Genomic DNA, 14,253 nt, shown 5'->3' with positions numbered 1-14,253 from the left:
CCTCCCGCCCGACCCGACCCACCACGACGAGGGGGCCGAGTACCCGTGAAGAGCACCGACATCCGCGACGACCTGGAGCTGGGCGCGTTCCTCAGCTGGGGACGCGAACTGCACCACCAGGGCCGCTACGAGGACGCCGTCAGGGCCTTCGAGCTGATCCTCGGCCTGGACCGCGACAACGAGGAGGCGCTGATCGGACGCAACCGCGCCGTCCGCCGCGCCGTCCCCCGCTGGCACTGGGAGATGCTGCACGACGAGGAGCGTGCCGAGCTGTACGACCGGGCGATCCGGCAGGCGGTGGCGGCCGCCCCCGAGGCGCTCGTCCTCGACATCGGCGCCGGATCGGGCCTGCTCGCGATGATGGCGGCGCGGGCCGGGGCGCGGCAGGTGGTGGCGTGCGAGGGGCAGCCGTCCGTCGCCGGGACGACGTCCCGGGTGGTCCGCGTGGCCGGGTACGACGACGCGGTGTCCGTCGTCTCGAAGATGTCCACCCGGATGACGGTGCCGGAGGACCTGCCGCGGCGCGCCGACCTGCTGGTCACCGAGATCGTCGACTGCGCGCTGCTCGGCGAGGGCATCCTCGGCACGATCGCGCACGCCCGCGAGCACCTCCTCACCCCGGAGGCGACGATCATGCCGTCGCGGGGACGGATCATCGCGCAGCTCGTCGAGAGCGAGCCGCTGCACCGCAAGAACCACGTCGGGAAGCTGTACGGGTTCGACCTGGCGCCGTTCAACCGGCTGTCCACGCTGGAGTACTTCGACTCGCGGCTGCACCGGCACGAGCATCGCGCGCTGTCGGACCCGCTGACGGTGTTCGACTTCGACTTCTATACCGCGGACGCCCGGCCGCAGCGCACCGAGCTGCGGGTCCGGCCGACGGCGGCGGGGAAGATGCACGCGGTCGCGTTCTGGTTCGAGATGGAGCTGCTGCCGGGCATCACGATCGACAACGCGCCCGGCCACGACTCGCACTGGAAGCAGGCCATCCAGTGCCTGCCCGCGCCGCTGCACGTCCAGCCCGGCGAGCCGGTCGTGCTGGACGCGTCCCACGACGGCGAGTCCGTGCGCTTCCAGGTGGTTGACGGGGTGGGCTCATGACGACGGCCACGACGAGCGCGCTCGCGGCCTACTGCTCGCAGCGGATCTTCCGGCCGGTGCCGGACGTGTTCATCGCCGGCAACCCGTTCCTGCGTCCGATCGGGCCGCTCGGCGACCACGACTTCTCCGTCCCGGCGACGGAGGCGGAGTTCCTCGGCGGCGGCCAGCTCCTCGCGGGCCGCGTCCTGTGCAACGCCTACGAGAGCGACATGATCCTGCTGCCGGCCGCCGGGCTGGCCTCCGCGAAGGACGACTTCGACCTCTTCTACAGCGACGAGGTGCGGGCGCTGCGCGACAGCGTCCGGCCCGGCCTGGAGCGGTACGCGTTCTCGTTCCTGGACGACGCCGTCCCCGTCCCGCCGGTGCGGACGCTGGAGGAGCTGCAGGCGTACTTCCTCGCCGAGGTCGGCGTGGCGGGCGCGCCGGCGGACGCGTCCGGGAACAACCCGGCGGTGGACGCGGCGGCCCCGGTCGGCGGCACGATGAAGGCGATCACCGAGTGCCGGCACCCGGAGGAGGCGGCGGGTCTGCACCTGATCCAGCTGGCGCTGGACGCGCTGACCGAGGCGTCGGCGATGGCGCGCAACCTGGGCGGGTCGTACGGCGTCGAGCAGTCCGAGCTGTTCAAGATCTTCAACGACGAGTTCGGGTACGGGATCTACGGCGCCAAGCACAGCACGATCTTCAAGGAGATGCTGGCCAGCGTCGGGCTGCGCACCGACCTGCACGCCTACTGGAACTTCTACCTGACCAGCTCGCTGGTCGGGGTGAACTACTTCAACTGGCTCACCGAGGACCACCGCGGCATGTTCCGCTACATGGCCGCGGTGACGTACCTGGAGTGGCTGTTCGCGCAGGGGTTCGCCGACACGGGCGTCATGCTCCGCGCCGTCTACGGCGACCGGGTGGACGCCAAGTACTGCGACGAGCACGCGCACATCGACGTCCACCACGGGCGGATGACCTACGAGAACCTGCTGCTCGGGCTGGCCCGGACGCACGGTGAGCTGGTCATTCCCGAGCTGGTGCGCGGCATCGAGGACACCAAGCTGCTGCTGCGCCTCGGCGACGCCGACTTCCGCGCGCAGATCGCCTGGGCGGACACGCTCGACGACCACACCGAGATGGGGGCGTCGCTGGCGCCGTTCACGCTGGACGACGCCGAGACCCGCACGCTCCGTCCCGACAGCCCGTTCTCTACCGGTGTGTACGAGTCCGACCGGGTCGTGGAGGTCGTCTCCGGCGAGGTGGACGTGTACGCGTGGGCGACCGAGCACCCGCACCGGCTCGGGACGGGCGACGTGCTGCTGGTGCCGCGCAGCCGGCTGCACGGCCTGAAGGCGGCCTGCCCCGAGGCGCGCGTGACCGTACGAACCGTCGAAAGGACCCTTTGATGGCTGAGCACACCTCGCCGGTCGGCTCGTACAACGAGTGGGACCCGCTCGAAGAGGTGATCGTCGGCGTCATCGACGGCGCCGCCGTCCCGCCGTGGCATCCGGCGATCGAGGCGACGGTGCCGCCCGAAGCGTGGGAGTTCTACCAGCGCAACGGGGGCGCGGGCTTCCCGGCGGAACAGGTCGAGGCGGCCCACGAGGAGCTCGAAGGGTTCGTGTCGATCCTGGAGGGCGAGGGGGTGACGGTCCGGCGGCCCGACCCGGTCGACCAGTCCGCCTCGTTCGGGACGGCCGACTGGACGTCCACCGGCGGGTCGTCGCACACCTTCCCGCGCGACATCGCGCTGGTCGCCGGCGACCAGATCGTCGAGGCGACGATGGGCTGGCGGTCCTACTACTTCGCCACCCACCCGTTCCGGACGATCTTCAAGGACTACTTCCGGCGCGGCGCCCGCTGGGTCGCGGCACCGAAACCGCAGCTCACGGACGCGTCCTACAACCCCGGGTACGCCGCCGCCAAACCGGACGCCCCCTCGCCCGACGACCCTGTCTCTGTGGGGGGACGACCCCCCACACCCCCCGGCAACGACCCGTTCCCGGACGCGACGTCCGTCATCACCGAGTTCGAGCCGATCGTGGACGCGGGCGACTTCATGCGGTTCGGCCGCGACATCCTCGTCCAGCGCAGCCACGTCACCAACCGGTTCGGCATCGAGTGGGTCCGGCGGCTGCTCGGCGACGAGTTCCGGGTGCACGAGGTCGCGTTCGTGGACGACCACCCGATGCACCTGAACGCCACGTTCGTCCCGCTCCGTCCCGGCCGGGTGCTGATCAACCCCGAGCGGGTGCCGGAGCTGCCGGAGATGTTCGCCGACTGGGACGTGGTGGTGTGCCCCGAGCCCGCCATCCCGGCCGACCAGACGATGTACTTCTGCAGCCGCTGGATCACGATGAACACCCTGATGCTCGACCAGGACCGCATCTTCGTCGAGGCGCAGGAGACCGAGCTGCTGCGGCTGCTGGAGAAGGAGGGCTTCACCCCCATCCCCGTCCCGTTCCGGACGGTCAACACGTTCGGCGGCGGCTTCCACTGCGCCACCCTCGACGTCCGCCGCCGCGGTGCGCTCGAGAACTACTTCGACAACTTCTCCTGACGGCGATCGAGGTTCGTATGCCGTATGACGCGCGCGCGGGCGACGAGCGTCCGCTCCTGCTGCTGATCGCGAGCAGCTACTGGGTCTACCGCAGGTACATCCTGGAGTCGGTGTCGGCGCGGTACCGGCTCTGGCTGCTGAACCCGACCCCGTCCACCTGGGAGGACCCCTACATCGTCGGGCACACCGTCGTCGACTGCCTCGACCTGGACAAGCTGACGGCGGCGGCCCAGGAGGTCGCCCGCGACCACGAGGTCGCCGGGGTGTTCTGCTACGACGAGGTCTACATCGAGACGTCCGCGCATCTGAGCGCGGCGCTCGGTTTCCCCGTCCTCGACCCGGGCGGGGTGGCGCGCTGCCGCGACAAGTCCGCGACGCGGGAGGCGCTGGCGGAGGCCGGGTTCCCGCAGCCCGCGTCCCGCGCGGTGTCGTCGCTGGCCGACGCCCGCGCGTTCGCGGACGGGATCGGCTACCCGGTCATCGTCAAGCCGCGGAACCTCGGCGGCAGCCTCGGCCTCAGCAAGGTCGAGCGGCCGGACGGCCTGGACGCCGCGTTCGCCCTCACCGACGGGACCCGGATGGGCGGCATCCGCCAGTTCGACGACTACGTGATCGTGGAGGAGTTCCTCGACGGCCCGGAGATCTCCGTCGAGTGCGTGCTGTTCGAGGGGGAGTGCACGCCGCTGATCGTGGCGCGCAAGGTCCTCGGCGGCAGCGGCGACCTGGCGTTCGAGGAGATCGGCCATGACGTCGACGCGAACGACCCGCTGCTGTTCGACGCCGGGTTCCACGAGATGCTGACCGGCGTCCACGCCGCCGCCGGTTTCGCCGACGGGTACACCCACATCGAGTTCAAGCTGACCCCGGACGGTGCGAGGCACGTCATCGAGATCAACGTCCGGCTGGGCGGCGGGATGATCCCGTATCTCGGGCTGCTGACGTCCGGGGTCGACGCGCCGCTCGCGGCGGCCGACGTCGCGGCCGGGCGGGCCCCGGCGGTCTCCTTCCCGCAGGAGCGCAGGGCGGCGTCGATCCGGTTCGCCTATCCCCCGTACGACATGGAGATCACGTCGGCGACCGCGCACCCGGACCTGATGCGCCCGCCGGTCGCCGAGGTCGAGGTCGGGACGCAGCCGGGCGCCCGGGTGCGGCTCCCCCCGCACGGCCTGGCCCGCACCGGCTACGTGATCGCGGTCGGTGAGACGCTGGACGAGACCCGCGCCGCCATCCCCGACGCCGGACGGTACTTCACGTTCGAGGGCACCCCGCTGGAGCCGGCGCCATGACGCCGTCCAGCGAGCACCCGACGATTCTGGCCACGCTGCGGGAGATGAACGGGACGGTCCGGATCCTCGTCCTGGGCAACCTCGTCATCAACCTGGCCGCGTTCCTCAACGCGTTCCTGGTGCTGTTCCTCACCGACAAGGGGTTCAGCGCGTGGGAGAGCGGCGTGGTCCTGACCGCGCTGATGATCGGCCGTATCTCCGGGTCGGCGGCCGGGGGCGCCGCCGCCGACCGGTTCGGCTACCGGCGCGCCATCATCGGCTCGATGGCCGCCACCGCCGTGCTGACGGCGGCGCTCGTGCACGTCCCGAACGTGTGGGTGGGCGCGCTCGTCGCCGGGGGAGCGGGCCTCACCGCGCAGGCGTACCGTCCCGCCGCGCTGGCGTGGGTCGTGGAGCTGACGCCGAAGGACCGCCAGGTCATCGTGTTCTCGGTGCTGCGCCTGACGTTCAACGTCGGCACCACGGTCGGGCCGGTGGGCGCCGCGCTGCTGCTGGCCTACGCGTCCTACGACGCGCTGTTCTACGTGGACGCCGTGACGTCGCTGGCGTTCGGCGTCATCGCGTACGTGGCCCTGCGGTCGAACCCGGAGCCGGAGGGACGGTCCGGGAAGTCCGACCAGGGGGAGCGGGCCGGATACCGGCAGGTGTTCGCCGACCGGCGGTTCATGCTGGTCGTCCTCGGCCTGTTCGTCACCGCGATCGCCTACATCCAGAGCTCGGCCGCGCTGCCGCTGTTCGTCACCGGCTCCGGCCACACCGAGAAGGTGTACGCGGCGCTGCTCACCGTCAACGGGTTCATGGTGATCGCGTTCGAGGTGCTGCTGTCGAAGTGGACGCAGCGGCTCCCGATCGGGCTGCCGATGGCGCTCGGCATGGGGATCCTCGGGGTCGGCCACCTCCTCTACACCGGGCCGTCCCCCGTCGCCATGCTCATCCTCGCGACCGTGATGTGGACGGCCGGGGAGATCATCGCGGCGCCGTCGATGATGGCCTACCCGGGCCTCGTGGCGCCGTCCGCGCTGCGGGCCCGCTACATCGCGGCGGCGACCGTCCCGCAGCACGTCGGGTACGCCATCGGGCCGATGGTCGGGATCGCCGCGTGGCACGCGTGGGGCTCCGGCGTGTGGGTGCTGACCGGGGCGTGCGGGCTGGTCGCGGCCGGTCTCGTCCTGGCGGGCACGGGCGTGTCGCGGCGCCCCGCCGAGGACGAACCCGAGGACACCCCCGCCCTGGCGGCGACCCAACCGACGGATCAACCGACATGAAGGTGAAGAACATGGATAAACCCGTCGTCGCGGTCGTCCGGCCGTTCAGCTCGTCGGCGCTGCTCGCGCCCGCGCTGCGGGAGGCCGGCTTCAGCCCGGTCGCCGTCATGGACTACGACGGCCCGGCCCTCGCCCCGATGCAGTCGGCGTACGAGCCGTCCGCCTACGACGCGGTGATCAACCACCACGGCGACGCGGACGAGACGATCGCCCGGCTCGGCGCGCTGAAGCCGGTCGCGGTCTTCCACGGCGCGGAGGCCGCGCTCGAACTGGCGCAGCGCTGCACCGACGCGCTCGCGCCCGAGTTCTCCAACGACCCCGCGCTGATGGACGCCCGGCGCCACAAGTACGCCATGCACCAGGCCGTCGCCGCCGCCGGACTGCCCGTCCCCCGGCAGATCTGCGCGTCCGACCCGGCCGAGGTCGCCGCGTGGATCGACCGCGAGAAACTCTCTGGCGCGGACCTCGTCATCAAGCCGCCGGCGAGCGCGGGCACCGTCGGGGTGAGCCGGGCGCCGGCCGGGCAGGGCTGGCGCGAGCAGTTCGACGCCATGATCGGCACGCACGACAAGCTCGGCGTGCTGGCCGACGAGGTGCTCGTCCAGGAGCAGCTGACCGGCACCGAGTACGCGATCGACACCATCAGCCACCGGGGCCGGCACTCGATCACCGACATCATCAAGTACCGGCGGGTCCCGTTCGGCGAGGGCATCGCGGTGTACGACAGCGTCGAGTGGCTGCCCTACGACCGGGACGCCTACGGCGAGCTGATCGACTACGGGCTCGCCTCGCTGGACGCGGTCGGGCTGCGCAACTGGGCCGCGCACACCGAGATCATGATGACGCCGGAGGGGCCGCGGCTGCTGGAGGTCAACGCGCGGCTGTCCGGGGCGGGCAACCCGGCGGTGACCCACATCGCGTCCGGGGAGAGCCAGGTGACGCGGACGATCGACCTCGTGCGCGGGCGCGGGCCCGAGATGCCGCCCGGCTACACGCTGCGCCAGAACGTCATGGCCGTGTTCCTGATGTCGCACTCGACCGGGATCGTGCGGAACGCCGAGATCTACGACCTCGCCCGCGAGCTGCCCAGCTACCACTCGCCCGTCCACGTGGCGCGCACCGGCGACCACGTCCACGCCAGCACCGACATCTTCGCGAGCATGACGATGGGCTACATCATCCTCGCCCACGCGGACCCGGAGCAGATCTACGCCGACCGGGAGGCCATCCGGAAGATCGAGAAGGACCTGGTCGTGGACGTGGAAGGAGCCGAGTGATGGCCGGAACGGTCGCGTCGGAGTACGTCGAGGCGTGCGGCGCCGGTCCGCTGCGCGACGTCATGTCGGACGTCGAGCTCCCGCCCGTGTTCGGCGAGGCATGGGGGAAGTACCTGCTGTCGCGTCCGCTCTTCTCCTCCGAGGCCCGGACGCGGCAGGCCGCCGACGACCTCACCGGCCTGTTCGCGGTGATGGCCTCGCTCCCCGACCGGCTGTTCGGCGGCGACCGCCGCGAGTTCTGCGCCGCCATCGGCGCGGACCCCCGGCGCACCGAGCTCATGACGCAGTTCGACGGCGACCCGATCCTGTACGGGCGGGCCGACCTGTACGACGACGGGTCCGAGTACCGGCTGCTGGAGTTCAACATCGGCAGCGAGCTGGGCGGCGTCGACATCAGCGAGGTCAACCGGAGCCTGCTCGCGCACAAGGAGTTCGGTGCGTTCGCCGAGGAGCACGGTCTCTCCACGGTCGACACTCCCGCGGCCATCGCGCGTCAGTTCGTCCAGGCGACGCAGAAGGAGGCGCCCGTCGTCGCCACGCTGGAGGCCGTCGGCGGGATGGCCGCCTACGACGGGCTTCACCGTTCCTTCCAGGAGTCGATGAAGCGGTACGGCATCGAGCTGCTCATGGGCGAGGTGGACCAGGTACAGGAGAAGGACGGACGCCTGTACCTGCACGGCCGTCCACTCGACCTGATCCTGCGGTACTTCTCCGCGCACCAGGTGGCGCGGGACCCGCGCAACGACAAGCCCGTAGAAACGGTGATGCGCGCCTACGCGGAGGGCAAGGTCGTCCTCTGGACTCCCCTGACGGCGTCGATGTTCTCCTACAAGAGCTGCCTGCCGCTGGTCTCCGATCCCGACCTGCGCGCGGAGCTGTCACCGGACGAGAACGCGATGATCGACCGCATCCTGCCGTGGACGCGCAAGCTCACTCCTGACCTGGCCGACCAGGTGCGCGCCGAACGGGAGCACCTGATCCTGAAGCCGTTCGCGGGCCTGTCGGGCAGCGGCATCCGCGTCGGCTGGGACCAGACCGACCGCGAGTGGGCCGAAACGGTCGCGGACTGCTTGCGCGAGGACTACATCGTCCAGCGCCGCGTCGTCCCGGTCACCGAGCCGGTGCTGGACGCGGAGACCGGCAAGGTCGAGGACTGGCTCGCCGTGTGGGGCCTGTTCGTCTTCCCGGACGGGTACGCCGGCGCGTTCTGCCGGGCCGTCCCGTCGGGCGGGGCGTCGGTGGTCAACCTCGGTGCCAAGGGGGCGCGGGTCTGCTCGGCCTTCCACTACTGAGAGGGCTTCGGCGGGGCTTTGCAATCCCTGCCCGATCCGGGGTGTTCGCGCAGGTCGGACAAATTGGCACTTCCCGGACGTGCGGGCTCTGGTTAGCATCACGCTGCTCACTCAATGGAGAGGACCCCCCGCCATGCCCAGACGCCTCCTCGGCATACTCGCCGCAGCGTTCCTCGGCACCACGACGCTGACCGCCGCCACCGCCGCGTCCGCCGCTCCCGCTCCCCCCAAGGCGGCCGTCGACTACACCGGGATCGTCGCCCTGAGCAACTGCTCCGGCTCCCTCGTCCGCACCCCGGACGCCGCCGACAGCGACCCGGCCCTCGTGCTCACCAACGGGCACTGCTACGAGGGCGGCATGCCGAGCGCCGGACAGGTGATCACCAACCGGCCGTCCAGCCGGACGTTCACCCTGCTTGACCCCAGCGGCCAGGGGTCGCTCGGCACCCTGCGCGCCACGACGGTGCTGTACTCCACGATGACCGACACCGACGTCACCCTGTACAAGCTCAACACGACCTACGCCGCCATCCAGCAGAACTACGACACCCCGGCCTTGGAGCTGTCGCTCGCCCACCCGGCCACCGGGATGGACCTGCGCGTCGTCTCCGGCTACTGGCGGCGGACGTACTCGTGCTCCCTGGACGGGTTCGCCTACCGCCTCCGCGAGGACCAGTGGACCTGGAAGGACTCGGTGCGCTACACGTCCTCGTGCGACGTCATCGGCGGGACGTCGGGCTCCCCGGTCATCGACGCGGACTCCGGCAAGGTCGTCGCCGTCAACAACACCATCAACGAGAGCGGCGGCCGCTGCACGCTCAACAACCCGTGCGAGGTGGACGAGTCGGGCAACATCACCGTGCGGCCGAACATCGGCTACGCGCAGGAGACCTACATCCTCGGCGCATGCATCGCCCCGGGCAGCGTCATCGACTTCAACCGGGCGGGCTGCACCGTCCCGCACGCCCGGCGCCGCTGACGCGGACCGGCTGAACCACGTCCCGGACGGGGCGGCGCACACCTCCGCGCCGCCCCGTCCGGCATGTGCGCGCACCGCCCCGGCGTGCGTGACCCAACTAACGACCTCTCGTAGTACTACGGCCTGTAGTATCTCTGACGGAACGTAGTACTACAGCTTGTAGTAGATGAGCCGGAGAGGCATCCGCCATGGACACGGTCGACATCGCCCGGTGGCAGTTCGGGATCACCACCGTCTACCACTTCCTGTTCGTCCCGCTGACCATCGGGCTGTCCGCCCTCGTCGCGATCCTGGAGACCGCCTGGCTCCGGACGGGCAAGACCGCCTACCTGCGCGCGACGAAGTTCTGGGGCAAGCTCTTCCTGATCAACTTCGCGATGGGAATCGTCACCGGCCTCGTGCAGGAGTTCCAGTTCGGGATGAACTGGAGTGACTACTCCCGGTTCGTCGGCGACATCTTCGGGGCACCCCTCGCCATCGAGGGCCTGCTCGCGTTCTTCGTCGAGTCCACCTTCCTCGGCCTGTGGATCTTCGGCTGGGACCGGCTGCCGAGGCGGCTGCACAACGCCTGCATCTGGATCGTGCACGTCGGGACGCTGCTGTCGGCCTACTTCATCCTCGCCGCGAACTCCTGGATGCAGCACCCCGTCGGCTACCGCGTCGACCACGAGAGCGGACGCGCCGTCCTCACCGACTTCTGGGCCGTCCTCACCAACCCGACGCAGCTCGTCGCGTTCCCGCACACGATCACGGCGGCGTTCGTCACCGGCGGCATGTTCATGGCGGGCGTCAGCGCCTGGCACCTGGCCCGCCGCAAGAACACCGAGGTCTTCCGGCCGTCGCTGAAGCTCGCGCTGGCCGTCACGGCGATCGCCTCCATCGGCGTCGCGATCTCCGGCGACCTCCAGGGCAAGGTCATGACCGAGCAGCAGCCGATGAAGATGGCCGCCGCCGAGGCGCTCTACGAGACCGAGCAGCCCGCCTCCTTCTCGATCGTCACGGTCGGGACGCTGGACGGCGACGAGGAGATCTTCGGGATCAAGGTCCCGCACGTCCTGTCGTTCCTCGCCACCGGCACCCTGGACGGCGAGGTCAAGGGCATCAACCACGTCCAGGCCGCCGAGCAGGCGCGGTACGGGGCCGGCGACTACCGGCCGCTGATCCCCGTCGTCTACTGGAACTTCCGGATCATGGTCGGCGTCGGGATGCTCACCGCACTCGTCTCCCTGCTCGGGCTGTGGCTGCTGCGGCGCCGGCGCCTGCCCTCCAGCCCCTGGGTGTACCGGATCGGCATGCTGTCCCTGACGCTGCCGTTCATCGGCAACTCCGCCGGATGGATCTTCACCGAGATGGGCCGCCAGCCCTGGTCGGTGTTCGGCGTGATGAAGACGTCCGCGAGCGTCTCGCCCGGGGTGACGGCGTCCTCGATGCTCATCTCGGTCGTGTCGCTGACCGCGCTCTACGCCTTCCTCCTGGTCATCGAGGCGGGCCTGATGCTCAAGTACGCCAAGGCCGGGCCGCCCACGGAGGACGAGGTGGCGCCGCCCTCCTCCGACGACTCCGACTCCGAGCGCTCGCTCGCGTTCGCGTACTGAAGGGGCCGGTCATGGAACTCACCACCGTCTGGTTCGTCGTCATCGCCTTCCTGTGGACGAGCTACTTCTTTCTCGAAGGGTTCGACTTCGGCGTCGGCATGCTGCTGCCCGTCCTCGGCCGGGACGACGTCGAGCGCCGCGTCGTCATCAACACCATCGGCCCCGTCTGGGACGGCAACGAGGTGTGGTTCATCGTCGCCGGCGCCGCCACCTTCGCCGCGTTCCCCGAGTGGTACGCCACCCTGTTCAGCGGCTTCTACCTGCCGCTGCTCGCGATCCTGCTCGCGCTGATCATCCGCGGCGTCGCGTTCGAGTACCGCGGCAAGCGCGACGACGCGCGCTGGCGCTCCCGCTGGGACAAGGCGATCTTCTGGGGCAGCCTCGTGCCCGCGTTCCTGTGGGGCGTCGCGTTCGCGAACATGGTCCGGGGCGTGCCGCTGGACGCCGACCACGAGTACGCGGGAACGCTCGCCGACCTGCTCAGCCCGTACGCGCTGCTCGGCGGGCTCACCACGCTCATCCTGTTCGTGCTGCACGGGGCCGTGTTCCTCGCGCTCAAGACGTCCGGGACGATCCGCTTCCGGGCCCGCCGCATCGCCGACCTCGCCGTCGTCGCCGCCATCGCCGCGGGCGGAAGCTTCCTGCTGATCACGCAGGTGCAGTACGGGAAGCCCGCCACCTGGCTCACCGCCGCGGGCGCCGCCGCCGGGCTCCTCCTCGCCGGCGCCGCCAACCGGCGCGGCCGCGAGGGCTGGGCGTTCATCGGCACCGGCGCCGCCATCGTGCTCGCCGTCGCGACCCTGTTCACCGCGCTGTTCCCGGACGTGCTGCCGTCCACCCTCGGCAGCGGCTCCCTGACCACCGCGAACGCCGCCTCCTCGGACTACACGCTCACGATCATGACGTGGGTCGCGGCGGTGTTCACCCCGATCGTGATGATCTACCAGGGCTGGACGTACTGGGTGTTCCGGAAGCGGATCAGCACGTCCCAGATCCCGGTGAAGCGGCCGGTCCCATGAAGCCCCTCGACCCCCGGCTGCTCCGCTATGCCCGGACGACGCGCCTCTTCCTGCTCGCCTCCGTCGCGCTCGGCGCCGCCACCGCCGGGCTGATCATCGCGCAGGCGACGCTGCTCGCCGGCATGCTCACCCGGGCCTTCCTGGACGGCGCCTCCCTCACCGACCTGCGCACCCCGCTCATCCTGCTCCTGGCCGTCGTCCTCGGGCGGACGCTCGTCGCATGGCTGCAGGAGGTCGCCGCGCACCGCTCGTCCGCCGCGGTGAAGTCGCAGCTGCGCGGCCGGCTGCTCGCCCGCGCCCTGGCGCTCGGCCCGCGCTGGCTGTCCGGCGAACGCAGCGGCGAACTGGCCGTCCTCGCCACCCGCGGGATCGACGCGCTCGACGACTACTTCGCCCGCTACCTGCCGCAACTCGTCCTCGCGGTGATCGTCCCGCTCGCGGTCGGGTTCCGGATCATGCTCGGCGACTGGCTCTCCGCCGTGACGATCGCGGCGACGCTCCCGCTCATCCCCGTCTTCGCGATCCTGGTCGGCCTCACCACGCAGCGGAAGATGGACCGGCAGTGGCGGACCCTCTCGCTCCTGTCCGCCCACTTCCTGGACGTCGTCGCCGGACTCCCCACCCTGAAGATCTTCGGTCGCGCCCGCGCGCAGGCGACCCGGATCCGCGAGATCACCGACCGGCACCGGCGCGCGACCATGTCGACCCTGCGGATCGCGTTCCTGTCGGCCCTCGTCCTCGAACTCCTGTCGACCCTCTCGGTCGCGCTGGTCGCCGTATCGATCGGGTTGCGCCTGGTAGAGGGCGGCCTGGGCCTGGAGACGGCGCTCCTCGTCCTGATCCTCGCGCCGGAGGCGTACCTGCCCCTCCGCGCGGTCGGCGCGCAGTACCACGCGAGCGTCGAGGGCCTCACCGCCGCCTCGCGCGTCTTCGAGGTCCTCGAAACCCCCTCGCCCGCGTCCGGAACACGGCCGGACGTCCCCGACCTGCCACACGCGACCCTCCGCCTGGACGACGTCACGGTCGCCTACCCGGGCCGTGACATCCCGGCCCTCTCCGGTTTCTCGATGACCGTCCACCCGGGCGAGACGATCGCCCTGGTCGGGCCGAGCGGCGCCGGCAAGTCGACCGCCCTCTCGGTCCTCCTGGGCTTCGTCCGACCGGACTCCGGCCGCGTCCTCGTCGACTGGGACGACCTCGACACGTTCTCCCTGGACGCCTGGCGCGCGCAGATCGCCTGGGTCCCGCAACGCCCCCACCTGTTCACCGGCTCCGTGGCGGCCAACATCCGCCTCGGCCGCCCCTCCGCCTCCGACGCCGAGGTACGGGCCGCCGCCGAAGCCGCGAACGCCCTGCCCTTCGTCGAGGCACTGCCATCAGGCTTCGACACGCCCCTGGGCGACCGGGGTACCGGCCTGTCCGCCGGGCAGCGCCAGCGCATAGCCCTGGCCCGAGCCTTCCTCCGCAACGCGCCCCTCCTCCTGCTGGACGAGCCGACCTCGAACCTGGACAGCGAGAGCGAGGCCGCCGTCCTGGACGCCGTAACCCGCCTGAAGGCCGGCCGAACCGTGATCCTCGTCGCCCACCGCCCGGCCCTGACCCCCTTGGCCGACCGAGTCATCTCCCTGACCCCCGCAGCGGTGACGACATGACCCCACCACCTCGTGTCCACTCCGTCGCGACCGGCCTGGGTCGCATCCGGCGAACCGCACTGCTCCCGCCCGGCCGCCTGCGTCGATCCGCCCGGGCCACGCCGCCTGCCACGCAGCGAGAAGCGCGCCCCGGCACGGCATCGGCCCGGGCGGGGTGTGCGGGTGGGGCGGATGATTCACGTGAAACCTCGGTGTCGGTGGGACGCGGGCGGTCGGTCGGCGGCGGTGAGGGCATGATC

11 protein-coding genes are annotated in these 14,253 nt (G+C 71.0%); all 11 read left to right on the top strand.

What is annotated here, in order from left to right:
* Positions 1 to 45: 45 nt before the first annotated feature.
* The 11 genes from E1293_RS34580 to cydD all read left to right on the top strand — a co-directional run bounded on the left by E1293_RS34580 (position 46) and on the right by cydD (position 14,014).
* Positions 46 to 1,101: a 50S ribosomal protein L11 methyltransferase gene (locus E1293_RS34580; protein ID WP_132202195.1), complete on the top strand. Its 1,056-nt coding sequence runs from the start codon at positions 46 to 48 to the stop codon at positions 1,099 to 1,101.
* Positions 1,098 to 2,495 carry an iron-containing redox enzyme family protein gene (locus tag E1293_RS34575; RefSeq protein WP_132202193.1) on the top strand — a complete coding sequence of 466 codons (1,398 nt, stop codon included), beginning with the start codon at positions 1,098 to 1,100 and terminating at the stop codon, positions 2,493 to 2,495. Before E1293_RS34580 ends, E1293_RS34575 begins: the two co-directional genes overlap by 4 nt.
* Positions 2,495 to 3,649, top strand: a complete 1,155-nt coding sequence (locus E1293_RS34570) for an amidinotransferase (protein WP_132202191.1) — start codon at positions 2,495 to 2,497, stop codon at positions 3,647 to 3,649. Before E1293_RS34575 ends, E1293_RS34570 begins: the two co-directional genes overlap by 1 nt.
* A 17-nt stretch (positions 3,650 to 3,666) precedes the next feature.
* The gene (locus E1293_RS34565) at positions 3,667 to 4,935 is read left to right on the top strand and encodes an ATP-grasp domain-containing protein (RefSeq protein WP_132202189.1); all 1,269 of its coding nucleotides are present in this window, start codon (positions 3,667 to 3,669) and stop codon (positions 4,933 to 4,935) included.
* Complete coding sequence (locus E1293_RS34560) at positions 4,932 to 6,200, top strand: MFS transporter (RefSeq protein WP_132202187.1); 1,269 nt, start codon at positions 4,932 to 4,934, stop codon at positions 6,198 to 6,200. Before E1293_RS34565 ends, E1293_RS34560 begins: the two co-directional genes overlap by 4 nt.
* A gap of 11 nt (positions 6,201 to 6,211) precedes the next feature.
* Positions 6,212 to 7,477, top strand: a complete 1,266-nt coding sequence (locus E1293_RS34555; RefSeq protein WP_165978525.1) for an ATP-grasp domain-containing protein — start codon at positions 6,212 to 6,214, stop codon at positions 7,475 to 7,477.
* Entirely contained in the window at positions 7,477 to 8,769 is a 1,293-nt protein-coding gene (locus E1293_RS34550) for a hypothetical protein (RefSeq protein WP_132202183.1), read from the top strand. The genes E1293_RS34555 and E1293_RS34550 overlap by 1 nt, the downstream gene beginning before the upstream one ends.
* Before the next feature lie 133 nt (positions 8,770 to 8,902).
* Positions 8,903 to 9,748, top strand: coding sequence for a S1 family peptidase (locus E1293_RS34545; protein WP_132202181.1), 846 nt, complete (start codon positions 8,903 to 8,905; stop codon positions 9,746 to 9,748).
* A 188-nt stretch (positions 9,749 to 9,936) separates the two neighbouring features.
* Positions 9,937 to 11,343: a cytochrome ubiquinol oxidase subunit I gene (locus E1293_RS34540; protein ID WP_132202179.1), complete on the top strand. Its 1,407-nt coding sequence runs from the start codon at positions 9,937 to 9,939 to the stop codon at positions 11,341 to 11,343.
* 11 nt (positions 11,344 to 11,354) lie between these two features.
* Positions 11,355 to 12,362: a cytochrome d ubiquinol oxidase subunit II gene (gene cydB, locus E1293_RS34535; RefSeq protein WP_132202177.1), complete on the top strand. Its 1,008-nt coding sequence runs from the start codon at positions 11,355 to 11,357 to the stop codon at positions 12,360 to 12,362.
* Entirely contained in the window at positions 12,359 to 14,014 is a 1,656-nt protein-coding gene (gene cydD, locus E1293_RS34530; RefSeq protein WP_132202175.1) for a thiol reductant ABC exporter subunit CydD, read from the top strand. The genes cydB and cydD overlap by 4 nt, the downstream gene beginning before the upstream one ends.
* Positions 14,015 to 14,253: the final 239 nt, after the last annotated feature.

Source organism: Actinomadura darangshiensis, from assembly GCF_004349235.1.
Lineage (GTDB): Bacteria > Actinomycetota > Actinomycetes > Streptosporangiales > Streptosporangiaceae > Spirillospora > Spirillospora darangshiensis.
Note: the sequence above shows the minus strand (reverse complement) of the source record. Positions and strands in the feature narration are given on the sequence as shown.

Excerpts from the sequence above, each read along its gene's own strand:
- cydD (WP_132202175.1), top strand. The coding sequence starts at position 12,359 with ATGAAGCCCCTCGACCCCCGGCTGCTCCGCTATGCCCGGACGACGCGC.
- cydB (WP_132202177.1), top strand. The coding sequence starts at position 11,355 with ATGGAACTCACCACCGTCTGGTTCGTCGTCATCGCCTTCCTGTGGACG.
- E1293_RS34540 (WP_132202179.1), top strand. The coding sequence starts at position 9,937 with ATGGACACGGTCGACATCGCCCGGTGGCAGTTCGGGATCACCACCGTC.
- E1293_RS34560 (WP_132202187.1), top strand. The coding sequence starts at position 4,932 with ATGACGCCGTCCAGCGAGCACCCGACGATTCTGGCCACGCTGCGGGAG.
- E1293_RS34550 (WP_132202183.1), top strand. The coding sequence starts at position 7,477 with ATGGCCGGAACGGTCGCGTCGGAGTACGTCGAGGCGTGCGGCGCCGGT.
- E1293_RS34545 (WP_132202181.1), top strand. The coding sequence starts at position 8,903 with ATGCCCAGACGCCTCCTCGGCATACTCGCCGCAGCGTTCCTCGGCACC.
- E1293_RS34570 (WP_132202191.1), top strand. The coding sequence starts at position 2,495 with ATGGCTGAGCACACCTCGCCGGTCGGCTCGTACAACGAGTGGGACCCG.
- E1293_RS34575 (WP_132202193.1), top strand. The coding sequence starts at position 1,098 with ATGACGACGGCCACGACGAGCGCGCTCGCGGCCTACTGCTCGCAGCGG.
- E1293_RS34565 (WP_132202189.1), top strand. The coding sequence starts at position 3,667 with ATGCCGTATGACGCGCGCGCGGGCGACGAGCGTCCGCTCCTGCTGCTG.
- E1293_RS34555 (WP_165978525.1), top strand. The coding sequence starts at position 6,212 with ATGGATAAACCCGTCGTCGCGGTCGTCCGGCCGTTCAGCTCGTCGGCG.